At 70.6% G+C, this 13,855-nt stretch carries 10 protein-coding genes and 1 pseudogene; 2 read left to right on the top strand and 9 right to left on the bottom strand.

The window, feature by feature from the left end; genetic code table 11:
* Positions 1–5: 5 nt before the first annotated feature.
* The 3 genes from ACZ6I3_RS06785 to ACZ6I3_RS06775 are packed head-to-tail and all read right to left on the bottom strand — an operon-like array spanning position 6 to position 3,587.
* Positions 6–1,034 (bottom strand): ABC transporter permease, encoded by a 1,029-nt coding sequence (locus ACZ6I3_RS06785; RefSeq protein WP_469412327.1) that lies wholly within the window; start codon positions 1,032–1,034, stop codon positions 6–8.
* Positions 1,027–2,517 carry a sugar ABC transporter ATP-binding protein gene (locus ACZ6I3_RS06780; protein WP_469412325.1) on the bottom strand — a complete coding sequence of 497 codons (1,491 nt, stop codon included), beginning with the start codon at positions 2,515–2,517 and terminating at the stop codon, positions 1,027–1,029. Before ACZ6I3_RS06780 ends, ACZ6I3_RS06785 begins: the two co-directional genes overlap by 8 nt.
* Positions 2,514–3,587 carry a sugar ABC transporter substrate-binding protein gene (locus ACZ6I3_RS06775; RefSeq protein WP_469412323.1) on the bottom strand — a complete coding sequence of 358 codons (1,074 nt, stop codon included), beginning with the start codon at positions 3,585–3,587 and terminating at the stop codon, positions 2,514–2,516. The genes ACZ6I3_RS06780 and ACZ6I3_RS06775 overlap by 4 nt, the downstream gene beginning before the upstream one ends.
* 166 nt (positions 3,588–3,753) lie before the next feature.
* Between ACZ6I3_RS06775 and ACZ6I3_RS06770 the strand changes: the two genes are divergently transcribed.
* Complete coding sequence (locus ACZ6I3_RS06770) at positions 3,754–4,458, top strand: FadR/GntR family transcriptional regulator (protein ID WP_469412321.1); 705 nt, start codon at positions 3,754–3,756, stop codon at positions 4,456–4,458.
* A gap of 28 nt (positions 4,459–4,486) precedes the next feature.
* Here ACZ6I3_RS06770 and ACZ6I3_RS06765 read toward each other — a convergent pair whose 3' ends face one another.
* The 6 genes from ACZ6I3_RS06765 to ACZ6I3_RS06740 form a co-directional block, all read right to left on the bottom strand.
* On the bottom strand, positions 4,487–4,960 hold the full coding sequence (locus ACZ6I3_RS06765; protein ID WP_469412319.1) for a carboxymuconolactone decarboxylase family protein: 474 nt from the start codon (positions 4,958–4,960) through the stop codon (positions 4,487–4,489).
* A gap of 93 nt (positions 4,961–5,053) precedes the next feature.
* A complete protein-coding gene (locus ACZ6I3_RS06760) occupies positions 5,054–8,068 on the bottom strand; it encodes an alpha-mannosidase (RefSeq protein ID WP_469412317.1) in 3,015 nt (1,004 codons plus the stop codon).
* Between the two features lie 22 nt (positions 8,069–8,090).
* Entirely contained in the window at positions 8,091–9,371 is a 1,281-nt protein-coding gene (locus tag ACZ6I3_RS06755; RefSeq protein ID WP_469412496.1) for a glycoside hydrolase 5 family protein, read from the bottom strand.
* Positions 9,372–9,410: 39 nt separating this feature from the next.
* Complete coding sequence (locus tag ACZ6I3_RS06750) at positions 9,411–10,319, bottom strand: carbohydrate ABC transporter permease (protein ID WP_469412315.1); 909 nt, start codon at positions 10,317–10,319, stop codon at positions 9,411–9,413.
* Positions 10,316–11,209 (bottom strand): carbohydrate ABC transporter permease, encoded by an 894-nt coding sequence (locus tag ACZ6I3_RS06745; RefSeq protein WP_469412313.1) that lies wholly within the window; start codon positions 11,207–11,209, stop codon positions 10,316–10,318. Before ACZ6I3_RS06745 ends, ACZ6I3_RS06750 begins: the two co-directional genes overlap by 4 nt.
* Positions 11,210–11,215: 6 nt before the next feature.
* Positions 11,216–12,505, bottom strand: coding sequence for an ABC transporter substrate-binding protein (locus tag ACZ6I3_RS06740; protein ID WP_469412312.1), 1,290 nt, complete (start codon positions 12,503–12,505; stop codon positions 11,216–11,218).
* A 274-nt stretch (positions 12,506–12,779) separates the two neighbouring features.
* On the opposite strand from ACZ6I3_RS06740, the pseudogene ACZ6I3_RS06735 reads away from it, so the two are divergent.
* Positions 12,780–13,772: pseudogene (locus ACZ6I3_RS06735) on the top strand (LacI family DNA-binding transcriptional regulator); the annotation flags it as partial.
* Between the last annotated feature and the right edge of the window lie 83 nt (positions 13,773–13,855).

Here is a 13,855-nt window from a genome sequence, read left to right as displayed (position 1 = left end):
GGGCGTCAGTCCTGGGCCCGGCCGGTGGTGACCCGGGCGATCATGAGGGCGACCAGGATGATCCCGCCGTAGATGGCCTGGATCCAGAACGACGGCACCTGCGCCAGGGTGAGCAGGTTCTGCACGACACCCAGAAGGAGTACGCCGGTCAGGGCGCCGAACATGGTGCCCTTGCCGCCGTCGAGGGCGATGCCGCCGATCACCGCGGCCGCGAACACCGTGAAGATCATGTTCTGGCCCTGGTTGGCGCTGATCGCGCCGACGTATCCGGTCTGCATGATGCCGCCGACCGCGGCGAGGACACCCGCGACGACGAACACGCCGAGCATGACGCGCTCCACCCGGATGCCCGCCGCCCGGGCCGCGTCCGCGTTACCCCCGATGGCGTACAGGGCACGCCCGACCCGGTGGTACTTCAGGATCAGCCCGGCGACCGCGAAGGCGATCGCGGCGAGCCACACCGACAGCGGGGCGGAGAGGAAGGTGGTGGTCGCCAGCGAGTAGAAGCTGTCGGGCATCCCGAACAGCGTCTTGCCCTTGGTCGCGCCGACCAGCAGGCCGCGGAGCACGATCAGCATCGCCAGCGTCACGATGAACGCGTTGAGCTTGAACTTCACGACCAGGACGCCGTTGAAGGCGCCGACGGCCGCGCCCGCGACGAGGATCGCCAGCAGGGCGAGGGCGGCGGGGAGTTCGGCGCCCCAGCCGGACTGGGCCACGGGCAGGACGAGCAGCGCGCCCACGGCGGGCGCGATACCGACGACCGATTCGAGGGACAGGTCGAACTTGCCGGTGATCAGCACGAGCGACTCGGCGAGCACGACCATCGCGAGGGCGGCGGAGGCGCCGAGGATGGAGACGATGTTGCGCTCGGTGAGGAACGAGTCGTTGACCACCGCTCCGAGCACCAGGAGCAGCAACAGGGCGGGGACGAGGGCGAGTTCGCGGGCCCGGCGGAGCAGGACGGCCTTGGCGGCGCGCGGGTCGGTGGCTCGCGCGGGCGCGAGCGGCGGGGCCGCCTTGGTGTCAGCCATGGTCCACTCCTTCGATGGAGGCGATGAGCTCGTGGTCGCGCCAGCCCGCCGGGTGCTCGGCGACGACACGGCCGTGGAAGAGGACGAGGACCCGGTCGCAGCGCCTGAGGTCGTCGAGTTCGTCGGAGACGACGAGTACGGCGGTGCCGTCCTCGCGGGCGGTGTCGACACGGGCGAGCAGGGACTCCTTGGACTTCACGTCGACGCCCGCGGTCGGGTTGACGAGGACCAGGAGCCGGGGGTCCGAGGCGAGGGCCCGGGCCATGACGACTTTCTGCGCGTTGCCGCCGGACAGGTCTGAGACGGGCTGCTCGGGGCCCGCCGCGTGGATGTCGAGGCGTTCGATCAGCGCGGTGGCGACATCGCGCCTGCTGTCGGTGCCGACGAAGCCGAAACGGCCGAGCCGGTCCAGGACGCTGAGGGTGGCGTTGTCGCCGATGGACATGCCGAACACCAGGCCCTGCTCGTGCCGGTCGCGGGGCACGAAGCCGACGCCGGCCTCCAAGGCCTTGCGGACGTCGCCGAACGGCAGCGGCTGCCCGTCCAGCCGGACCGTCCCGCTCGTGGGGGTGTGCAGCCCCGTGAAGGACTCGGCGAGCTCGATCTTTCCGCTGGCGCTGGAGCCGGCGAGTCCGACGACCTCGCCGCGCCGGACGGTGAGGCCGACGTCCTCGTACGCGGCCGAGGTGAGGCCGTCGACGTCGAGCAGGACGGGGCCCGACGCTCCCTGGCCCCTTTGCCGCTCGGCCTGTTCGGCGATCGTCTCCCCCGCCATGGCCTCCACCAGGGCCTGGCGGGGAAGGTCGGCGACCGGTGCCGTGGTGATCCAGCGGGCGTCGCGCAGGACCGTGACGGTCTGGCAGACCTCGTACACCTCCTGGAGGTGGTGCGAGATGAACAGGAAGGTGACGCCCGAGTCCTGAAGGGCGCGCATGCGTGTGAAGAGCCGCTCGATCTCCCTGTTGTCGAGCTGCGCGGTGGGTTCGTCGAGGATGATGAAGCGGGCGCCGAAGCTCAGCGCCCGGGCGATCTCCACCATCTGCCGGTCCTCGACCTTGAGGTCGGCGGTGCGGGCCTCCGGGTCGACGCGCACGTCCCAGGTGTCGAGAAGTGCGGCTGCCTCGGACTTCAGGCGGCGCCAGCTGATGAACCCGCGCCGGAGCGGCTGACGGTTGATGAACAGGTTCTCGGCGACGGTCAGTTCGGGGACGACCGTCGGGTGCTGGTAGACGCAGGCGACCTTGCGGCGCCAGGCGTCCCGGTCGGTGAGCGGGGGCGCGGGGTCGCCGTCGAAGCGGACGGTGCCCTCGTCGGGGGCTTCCAGGCCGGTGAGGATCCTGACCAGCGTCGACTTGCCGGCGCCGTTGCGTCCGACGAGGGCGTGGGACTCACCCGGCAGGACGGACAGCCGCCCGTCGGCGAGGGCGGTGGTGGGGCCGTACCGCTTGACGACGTCCCGTGCTTGAACGAGTGGCGTCGTCATTTGACCGTGTTGCCCCAGAGCTTGGGGTCGTCGACGTTGTCCTTGGTGACCAGCGGCGCGGGCAGCTGGTCCTCCAGGATGCCGCTGGGCAGCTTCACGATCGTCGAGTCGTGGTCGGTCGGGCCGGGCTTGAACGTCTTCCCCTGCATCGCCGCCTTGATGTAGTACATGCCGTACTTGGCGTAGGCGTCGGCGGGCTGGGAGACGGTCGCGTCGATCTCGCCCTTGCGGATCGCGTCGAACTCCTGCGGGATGCCGTCGTTCGAGACGATGGTGATGTGGCCCGACTGCCCGGCCTTCTTCAGCATTCCCTTGGACTTGAGGGTCTGGAGGGTGGGCGCGAGATAGACGCCCCCCGCCTGCATGTAGATGCCCTTGATGTCGGGGTTGGCGTTGAGGAGGGTGTCGAGCTTCGAGGCCGCCGCGTCGGACTCCCACTTGGCGGGGATCTCCAGGACCTTGAGCTTCGGGAAGTTCTTCTTCACGCAGGCGCGGAACGCCTCGGAGCGGTCGCGGCCGTTGACCGAGGCGAGGTCGCCCATGATCTGCACGACCTTGCCGGAGGTGATGTGCTCACCGAGGTACTGGCAGGCCTTCTCGCCGTACGCCACGTTGTTCGCGCGGACCACCATCGCGACCTTGCCCTTGTCGGGCGCCACGTCCACGGCGACGACCGGCACGCCCTTGCGCTCGGCCTGGTCGAGGCCCGCCTCGATGGCGGCGCTGTCCAGCGGGGCGACGACCAGGCCTTCGACGCCCTGGTTGAGCTGGTTGTTGATGTCGGTGATCTGCTGCGAGGGGTCGCTGTTGGAGTTGACGGTCTTCATCGCGTCCACGCCCTCGGACTTCGCCATCCTGGGCACGTAGTCGTTGTACGACTGCCAGAACGGCGAGGTCAGCAGGGGCAGGACGACCCCGACCTTGCCGCTGCCGTCGCCGCCGCCGGCACCGGAGGCGCCGGTGTCCTTGGTACTGCCGCACGCGGCGAGCACCAGGGAGGCACCGGCTGCCAGCGCCACCGCGCCGACGGTCCGGGACCTGTTCCGCTTCCGCACTGTGCTTCCGGACATCTGAGGGAGCTCCCATCGACCGGTGATCGAGCAGATGACCGCATACTTATCAGACCACTCCCCCGCCGGAACACCCTTCTACGGCATATTTTCCCGCTCCGAGCTCATAGTGGTCCGACCACCTCACTGGTTAGACTGCGCCGGAGCCTGTGATCGGAGGAACGGCGTGGACGACGAGACGGCCCCGCAGAAGGGCACCGTGACGCAGCGCGCCATCGAGCGGATCAAGGCGATGATCGGCGAGGGCCGGCTGGAGCCGGGCCAGCGGCTGCCGACCGAGCGTGACCTGGCCGCCCAGCTCGGCATCTCCCGCAGCTCGATGCGGGAGGCGATCCGCGCGCTCACGGTGCTGGGCGTGCTGGAGGCCCGGCACGGGTCGGGGATCTACGTCACCCAGCTGGAGGCCGGGGACCTGCTGGAGACGTTCGGTGTCGTGGCGGACCTCTCACGCGGCCCGCGTCTGGTGGAGCTTCTGGAGATCCGGCGGATCCTGGAGTCGACGGCGACCGCGCTGGCCGCCGCCCGGATCAGCGACGACCAGCTGGCCGAGGTCGGGAAGCACCTGGCGGCGATGAACGCCACGGACGATCCGGAGGAGATCCTCGCCCACGACCTGGCCTTCCACCGGGAGATCGCGGCGGCCGCGGGCAACGAGACCATGGCGGCGATCCTGGAGGGCCTGTCCTCGCGGACGTTCCGCGCCCGCGTCTGGCGCGGCTACCAGGAGGAGGGCGCCTTCGAACGCACCCGCCGCGAACACGCCGCGATCCACCGCGCCCTGGCCGCCCACGACCCGGAGGCGGCCCGCGCGGCGGCGGCCGCGCACGTGGGCGAGGTGGAGGAGTGGCTACGAGCGCAGCTCGGGCCCTAGGAGGGTCCCAGGGCCCGTTGCTCCGCGGCTACTTGAACTGACCGGCCCGATAGCCGCCCGCCGGCTGCTCCAGCATGACGTTCAGCCGGTTGGCGGTGTTCATGAAGCCGATCAGCGTCACGAGGGCGGCGAGCTGCTCCTCGTCATAGTGCTTGGCGGCCCGCTCCCAGACCTCGTCCGGGACGCCACCGGCCCCGTCCGCGATGCGGGTCCCCTGCTCGGCCATTTCCAGCGCGGCCCGCTCGGCCTCGGTGAACACCGTGGCCTCCCGCCAGGCCGCGACCAGATGGAGCCGTACGGCGCTCTCGCCCGCTGCGGTCGCCTCCTTGGTGTGCATGTCGATGCAGACCGCGCACCCGTTGATCTGGCTCACGCGGAGCGAGACCAGTTCCCGGGTGGCGGCCGGCAGCGGCGATTCCACGACCAGCCGCCCCAGGGCGGTGAACTGCTTGATGACCTTGCCGGCGCCGGGGAGGGCGAAGACGTCCAGACGCGCGCTCATGGTGAGCTCCTCTGTCGTTTGTCGATGCGTACACCCCTATGAGTCAGCGGCTCACCACGATGTGACATCGACAGACGTGACCCGCGTCACCGGCTATCCGCGCCGAAGCCGCAGCGTCACCAGCTCGAACGGGCGCAACCGCACCGCGATCCGCCCGTCCTGGACTTCCGGTGCCGTCGCCTCGGCCAGCGGCCGTTCCAGCAGGTCCGTGACCGAGACGGCCGCGACCTCGAACCCGGCCGTGAGCGTGGCGCGCGTCCGGCCGCCCAAGGCCTCGTGGAACCGGACGACGACGTCCCCGCTGCCGTCGTCCGCCAGCTTCACCGCCGTGACGACCACCGCGTCCCGGTCGGCCGTCACCAGCGGCGCCACCTCTTCGGCACCGGTGAGCCGCCGCTCCGGCACATTGATCCGCCAGCCCTCGCGCACCGCGTCGGCGATGCCCGCGCCCGGCACCAGCGCGTGCCGGAAGCGGTGGACGCCCTGGTCGGTCTCCGGGTCGGGGAAACGCGGGGCGCGCAGCAGGGAGACGCGGACGGTGGTGGTCATACCGCCGTCGCCGTCGGTGCGGACCGTGCGGGTCACGTCGTGGCCGTACGTCGAGTCGTTGACGAGCGCGACGCCCCAGCCGGGCTCCTCCAGGTGGACGAAGCGGTGGTTGCACGCCTCGAACTTGGCGGCCTCCCAGGAGGTGTTGGTGTGGGTGGGCCGGTGGAAGTGCCCGAACTGGGTCTCGGACGCGTACCGCTCGGCGTGCACGTCGAGCGGGAAGGCGAGCTTGAGGAACTTCTCCGTCTCGTGCCAGTCGACCTCCGTGTCCACCGTCAGCCGCCGCTCGCCCGGCGCGAGGGACAGCAGCTGGGTGACGCGGGAGGCGCCAAAGGTCCGTACGATCCGCACGCCGTCCCCGTCCGGGGCGACCTCGTCCGCGTCGGTGAGGTCGGTGACCGTGTTGCGGTAGAACTCGTCGACGTCCCAGGCGTCCCACATGTTCGGGAAGTCGGGGTGGAGCTGGAGGAGGTTCGCGGCCCGGCCCGGGGCGACGGTCTCGCGGTCGGCTTCGATGTCGTACACGGACGTGACGAGTCCCCGGGCGTCGATCTCGACCCGGAGCAGGCCGTTCCCCAGGACGAACCCGCCCTCGGCGCGTGGGGACAGCTCCGCCGGGCTCGGCGAAGACGCGGCACCGGCACCACCGGCGGGGATCCCGGCCCTGCTGTGGGGTGCCGAGTTGAACACGAGGTTCCGGGTGCCCTCCCCCGCGAGTGCGTGCTGCGCCGCGTCGATGATCCCGGTCAGCTCCTCGGCGACCCTCTCGTACGTCCGCCGGGCCTCGCGGTGCACCCAGGCGATGGACGACCCGGGCAGGATGTCGTGGAACTGGTGCAGCAGCACCGTCTTCCAGATCCGGTCCAGGTCCTCGTACGGGTAGGGGAACCCGGTGCGTACGGCCGCCGTGGCCGCCCACAGTTCGGCCTCCCGGAGCAGGTGCTCGCTGCGGCGGTTGCCCTGCTTGGTCTTGGCCTGGCTGGTGAGGGTGGCGCGGTGGAGTTCGAGGTAGAGCTCGCCGACCCAGACGGGCGGTTCGGGGTACTCGGCCTCAGCCTTGGCGAAGAATTCCGCCGGGGTCTCCCAGGTCACCGTCGCCGCGCCTTCGAGGTCGCGCAGGCGGGCCGCCTTGGCGACCATCTCGCGGGTCGTGCCGCCTCCTCCGTCGCCCCAGCCGGTAGGGGCAAGGGAGTGGCGGGCGACGCCCTTGTCCTTGAAGTTGCGGGCCGCGTGGGCGATCTCGCCGCCCTTCATGGAGCAGTTGTAGGTGTCGACGGGCGGGAAGTGCGTGAAGATCCGCGTGCCGTCGATGCCCTCCCACCGGAAGGTGTGGTGGGGGAACTTGTTCGTCTGGGACCAGCTGATCTTCTGCGTCAGCAGGTACTTGGAGCCCGCCGCCTTGATGATCTGCGGCAGTCCGGCGGCGAAGCCGAAGGTGTCGGGCAGCCAGGCCTCGTCGTTCTCGATGCCGAACTCGTCGAGGAAGAACCGCTTGCCGTGCACGAACTGCCGGGCCATCGCCTCCGAGCCCGGCATGTTGGTGTCCGACTCCACCCACATGCCGCCGGCCGGCACGAACCTCCCGTCGGCCACGGCCTTCTTCACCCGGGCCCACACCTCGGGCCGGTGGTCGCGCACCCACGCCCACTGCTGCGCCTGCGACATGGCGAAGACGAACTCCGGCTCGTCGTCGAGCAGCGCGGTCATGTTGGACGTCGTCCGGGCCACCTTGCGTACGGTCTCGCGCAGCGGCCACAGCCACGCCGAGTCGATGTGCGCGTGGCCCACGGCGCTGATGCGGTGGGCGGAGGGAGCGGCGGGCGTGGCGAGCACGCCGGTGAGGCGGGAACGGGCCCGGTCCGCCGTGCCGCCGATGTCCTGGAGGTCGAGGGCGTCGAGCGCCTGGTCGACCGCCCGGAGGATCTCCCAGCGGCGGGCCGACTCCACCGGCAGCTCGGCCATCAGCTCGCCGAGCACCTCCAGATCGATCACGAGCTGCCACACGGTCTCGTCGAGGACGGCGAGGTCCATGCGGGCGAGGGTGTACTGCGGCTCGGTCCCGGCGGTCTCCTTGTCACCCAGCTGGGTGGGCTGGAAGGGGTGGTAGTCGAGGATGACGGGGTTGGAGGCGGCCTCGATGTGCAGGCGCACGTGCTCTCCGCCCTCGACGGGGGCGCCGACGCGCACCCACTGGTTGCGCGGGTTGAGGCCCTTCACCGGCGTGCCGTCGGGCCGGTAGACCAGGCCCTCGCACTGGAAGCCGGGCATGTTCTCGTCGAAGCCCAGGTCGAGGATCGCCTCTACGGTCTTCCCGGCCCACTCCTCGGGGACGGTGCCGGTGACACGGAACCAGCTGGTGCCCCAGGGAGCACCCCACCGGGCGCCCGCCTCGATCGGCTCGGGCTCGGCCGCCAGTCCCTCGGCGACCGGCACCGGTTCGCCGGGCGCGTGCCACACCGCCACCTCCAGCGGCACGGACTCGGGGTACACGGCGGGGCGGACACGCTCGTCGAGGACACGCTTGAGGCGGGCTTCGACGAGGCTGCGGTCGTCATGCATGTGGGCTGCTCCCTAGGGGTCGTTACCAGGGGTGGGTCGGGGAATCGGGCGCCGACGAGGCCGAGCGGGTGCCTCCTGGTGGGCGGGGAAGTACCTGGTCGGGAGTGACGGCCTCGGTGATGCCGCGCGCGGCCAGGTGTTCCCGGTCGGCGGCGTGCACGTCGAGGACGGTGGTGGGGCGGGCTCCGTCGGCGACCAGCCGGAAGAAGGCGTCGAAGACGGGACCGCCGGGGGCGCAGAGCGAGCGGGCGGCGGGGTCGGCGGGGACGACCAGCGCCGTCGTACGGGCCGCGGGCGCCTGCGACGGCTCGCGCGCCGCCCGTTCCAGCACCCGGGCCAGGTCCTTCGGCTCGCGGTCGTTGGTCAGCAGGCCGAGTCCGTACTCCAGTTCCGGGAAGTCGGCCAGGTCGCGGGACACGTCGTGGGAGCACCACCAGGTGATACCCCACAGGCCCGGGCAGTCCAGGGCGTTGGCGACGGTGGCCTCGGTGAAGGCGGCGGCGTGCTCGGCCGGGACCAGGGGCGCGGGCGCGCCGACCTCCTGGAGCCAGACCGGCCGGTGCGGGTCGTCGGCCCAGGCCTTGCTCAGCTCGACGAGGTACGCGGCGTGGTGCTCGGCGGGGACGGAGGTACGGCCGTGGCGCTGGGCCGTGCCGTTGAAGACCCAGGAGTGCACGGCCGTGACGGCGCCGTGCCGGGCGGCCTGGCCCGGGGTGAAGGGCTGGTCGTCCTGGTACCAGGTCGCGTCGTACTCGGCGTGCAGGTGCAGCCGGCCCGGGGCGCCCTCCTCGCAGGCGGCGAGCATGCGCGTGAGCCAGGTGTCGATCTCGTCGGACGTGGCCCGGTCGGGGTCCGGATGGGGGCCGGACGAGAACTGGTTGACCTCGTTGCCGAGGGTCATGCCGATGAAGTTGGGCCGGTCGGCGAGGGCGGCGGCGAGGGTGCGCAGGAGGTTCTCCTGGCCGTCGAGCACGTCCGGGTCGGTGAAGAGGTTGCGCCGGTGCCAGGTCCGGGTCCAGGCGGGCAGGAAGTCGAAGCTGCTCAGATGCCCCTGAAGGCCGTCCACGTTGACGTCGAGGCCGCGTTCGGCGGCGGCGTCGGCCAGCGCGACGAGCTGTTCGACGGCCCGGGGCCGGATCAGCGTGCGGTTGGGCTGGAAGTACGGCCACAGCGGGAAGATCCGGATGTGGTCGAGGCCGAGTGCGGCGATCGAGTCGAGGTCGGCGCGGACGGAGTCGAGGTCGAAGTCCAGCCAGTGGTGGAACCACCCTTCGCTGGGGGTGTAGTTGACGCCGAAGCGCACGGCAGAAGGCATGCGGGTCCTTGTGACGGAGGTACGGGGTCAGCCCTTCACCGCGCCCTCGCCCACACCGCGGAAGAAGTACCGCTGGAGACAGGCGAAGAGGGCGATCAGCGGGGCGACGGCGATGATCGTGCCCGCGGCGACGAGGCGCTCGTCGTTGGCGAAGGTGCCGTGCAGATAGTTGAGGCCGATGGTCAGCGTGAACCTGGACGGGTCGCTCAGCACGATGAGCGGCCACAGGAAGTCGTCCCAGGCGCCCATGAAGGCGAAGATCGCGACGACCGCGAGGGTCCCCTTGACCGACGGCAGGGCGATGCGCAGGAACCTCTGCCAGACGTTGGCGCCGTCGACGAAGGCCGCTTCCTCGATCTCGTAGGGCAGGTTGAGGAAGGCGTTGCGCATCAGCAGGACGTTCATCGCGCCGATGCAGCCCGGCAGGACCACGCCGATCAGGGTGTTGTTGAGGCCGAGCTCCCGCATGGTGGTGAACTGGGCGATGATGATGCCCTCGACGGGCACGAGCATCGCCAGGATGAAGGCCAGGGTGGCGACGCGGCGGCCGCGGTAGCGGAGCCGGGCCAGGGCGTAGCCGGCGAGGGCCGAGCCGACGCAGTTGGTGACGACGTTGGCGGTGGCGACCTTCAGGGAGTTGAGGGCGTAGTCCCAGACGGGGATGGTGTCGGCGACCCGCTCGTAGTTGTGCAGGGTCGGATCGCCCGGCAGGAACGCCGGCGGGGAGCTGTAGATGTCCTCCGTCGGGCCCTTCAGAGACGTGGACAGCTGCCACAGGAACGGGCCGATGGTCAGGGCCAGCACGGCGAGCAGCAGGACGTAACGCAGGGCGAGTTCCCACACCCGGACGCGGCGGCCGTGCTCGTCGGTGATCCGGGGTTCACGGGCGGCGGCGGGCGCCTTCTCGGTGGGAGGGGTCTTCTCCAGGACGCTCACGACTCCTCCTTCCGGTCGGCGCGCAGCACCAGCAGCATCAGGGCGACGGTGACGACGAAGACGACGACGGAGATCGCGGAAGCGTAGCCGACGCGGCCGGTCAGTCCGGTGCCGGTGCGCTGGACGAGCATGACGAGGGTGGTGTCCTCACCCGCCGGTCCGCCGCTCGGGCCCGCCAGCAGGTACACCTCGGAGAACACCTTGAACGCGGCGACCGAGGAGAGCGCGCCGACCAGCACCATGGTGGAGCGGACGGCGGGCACGGTGACGGTCATGAAACGGCGCACCGCGCCCGCCCCGTCGACGGCGGCGGCCTCGTGCAGCTCGCGCGGCACGTTCCCCAGCGCGGCCAGATAGATGATCATGTAGTAGCCGAGGCCCTTCCACACCGTGACGGCCATGGCGCTCAGCAGAAGCAGCCACTGGCCGCTGAGGAAGCCGACCCGGCCGGCACCGGCCGTCTCCAGCACCGCGTTGACGAGTCCGCGGTCGTCCAGCAGCCACACCCAGATCAGCCCGACCACGACGATCGAGGCGACGACCGGGGTGTAGAAGGCGGACCGGAAGAAGGTGATGCCGGGGATGTTCTTCTGCACGAGCAGGGCCAGCAGCAGCGGCAGGACGACGAGCGGGGGCACGACCCCGAGGACGTAGAGCGTGCTGTTGCGCAGGCCGGTCCAGAACATGTCGTCCTGGAGCAGTTCCCGGAAGTTGGCGAGCCCCACGAACTGCCCGGGGATCAGGGTGCGGCGGTCGGTGAAGGCGTTGGCCAGCGTGGAGAGGAACGGGTACAGGATGAAGGCGCCGGTGACGAGCAGCCCGGGTGCGGCGAACAGCCAGGGACTGGTGGGCAGTTGACGCCGAACCCGGGAAATGCCGGAGAGAGCCATCGGACGTCAGCCCTGCTGCCGCAGGAGCCGGTCGCACTCCTTGACAGCGTTGTCGAGAGCTTCCTTGGGGCTCTGCTTGCCCTGCAGCGCCTTGGCGACCTCGTTGCGCAGCGCGATCTTCATCTGCTCACTGAACAGCACCGGCGTGTAGTTGACGGCCGTCTTCAGGGACTTGGCGGCGGCGACCCGCACCCGTGTCTCATCGGTCCCGTCCTCCTTGGTGAAGTACGGGTCGTCCAGCGAGCCGGCGGTGCTCGGGAAGATGGCGACCTTCTTGGCGAAGGACATCTGGTGCGCCGCGTCCGTGACGAAGTGCGCGAAGGCGACGGCGGCGGGCTTCCGCTTCGACTGGGAGTTGACCATCACGCCCATCACATACATGTTGACGTGCCCGGTGCTGGTGATCTGGTCGGTGATGCCGATGTTCTTGTACAGGCTGGGCGCCTGCTTCTTGAAGTTGCCGAGGTCCAGCGCGCTGCCGGGGTTCATGGCGACGGCGCCGGTGAGGAACTTCTTGCCGGACGACTCCGGGGTGGCGGTCAGCGCCTGGGGATCGAGGGCCTTCGCGTCGTACAGCTCCTTGTACTCGGTGAGGAGCTCTACGCCCTTGTCGGCGTTGAAGGAGAAGGCGGTGCCCTCCTTGTTCATCAACTGGACGCCGTAGCGGCCGAAGTCCTCGATGGTGGGCACGTTGGCGAGGGTGGCGACCTTGCCGCCGCTCTTGTCCGCCATCCTCAGGCCGGCGGAGAAGAGTTCGCCGTACGTCTTCGGCGGCTGGTCCGGGTCGAGCCCGGCCTCCTTGAACAGGGTCTTGTTGTAGAAGAGCGGGCCGGTGTTGAGGTACCAGGGGAAGGCGTAGGTGCCGGTCATGCCCGGTATCCGATGGCCCGCCCAGGCGCCCGGCAGATACTCCTTCTCGTACTGCGGGGCGGCCTTGTCCAGGTCGAGGGCGAGGCCCGCCTTGGCGAGCGGGGCGACCAGGTCCGGGGAGACGTTGACGACGTCGGGGAGCGTGCCCCCGGCCGCGTCGGCGCTGATCTTGTCGGCGTAGCCCTCGGCGGGCTGGTCGACCCACTTCACCTCGGTGCCGGGGTACTTCTTCTCGAACTCGGCGATCAGGCCCTCGAAGTACGGCTTGAAGTTGGCGCGCAGATTCCACGTCTGGAACGTGATGTCGCCCTCGACCTTCCCCGAGGCGTCGCTCGAACCGCCTCCGCCGCCCCCGGAACCGCAGGCGCTCAGTGGCAGGAGGACAGCGACGGCAGCGGCGGCGAAGGCTCTGCGGGAGATGCGCACGGTGACCGGCTCCTTCGAAGGCAGGGCGGGAGAGGGCGGCGGAAATGGCGCCGGGCCAGACCTTGCATCGTTCTCTTCGGGGAAGTCAATGGATTCTGCTCAGCTAAAGTCTTTAGTTGCACATAACCGCAGGTCAGCCGAGAGTCGGGCGCCTTCTTGTATTCGATCACTAATGCGCTTTAGGGTAGAGACACTCAAGCGCATTAGTGCACAGCGCTCGTCGAATGGAGAAGCAAGCGTGACGGGAAAGCGCTCACCGGCGCGCCGGCCGACGATGAAGGACATCGCCCGGCGGGCCGGCGTCTCCGAGAGCGCGGTCTCCTTCGCGCTCAACGGCAGGCCCGGGGTCTCCGAGGTGACCCGGGACCGGGTGCGCCGGGTCGCCGAGCAACTGGGCTGGCGGCCCAGCACGGCGGCGCGCGCCCTGTCCGGGGAGGGCGCGGCGACGGTCGGCTTCGTCCTGGCGCGTCCGGCGGGCACGCTGGGCGTGGACTCGTTCTTCCTGCAACTGGTCTCGGGTATCCAGGAGGTGCTGGCCGAGCGTCATCTCGGTCTGCTGTTCCAGATCGCCGAGGACATCGACGACGAGTGCGCGGTGTACCGGCGGTGGTGGGCCGAGCACCGGGTGGACGGCGTGCTGGTCGTCGACCCGCGCACCGACGACCCCCGGCCCGGGCTGCTCGACGAACTCGGGCTGCCCGCCGTGGTGATCGGCGGTGCCCCGGACGAACGACACCCGGGTCTTTCGACGGTGTGGGCGGACGACGCGGGCGCGATGGCCGCGGTGGTGGACGGGCTGTACGCGCTCGGCCACCGGCGGATCGCGCACATCGCCGGACTGCCCGGGCTGGCCCACACCGAGCGCCGCATCCGGACCCTGCGCGCGGAGGCCGGGCGCCGGGGCCTGTCGGAGGTGCAGTCGGTGCCGACCGACTACTCGGACGAGGCGGGCGCGGCCGTCACCCGCCGGGTCCTGGACGGCCCCGCCGCCCCGACGGCCCTGATCTACGACAACGACGTGATGGCGGTCGCCGGAGTCGCCGCCGCCACCGAGCTGGGCTACGCGGTGCCGGCCGACGTGTCGGTGGTGGCCTGGGAGGACTCCGCCCTGTGCCGCCTGGTCAAGCCATGGCTGTCCGCGCTGTCCCGCGACAGCGTCGAGTTCGGCCGCACGGCCGCCCGCGAACTGACCGCCCTGCTCGACGGCGGCCCGGCCCGGGCGGTACGGGTGCCGGTGCCGCTGCTGATCGAGCGGGACAGTACGGGGGTGGGGGGGGGGGGGGGGGGGCGCCCCGCGCCAGGCCGCACCGGCCTTCCCCTCCTGGCCCCGCGGAGTCACCACCGACCGTA

This window comes from Streptomyces sp. NPDC041940, from assembly GCF_055589465.1.
The sequence above is the reverse complement of the archived record's forward strand: the minus strand, read 5'-3'. Positions and strand labels throughout refer to the sequence as shown.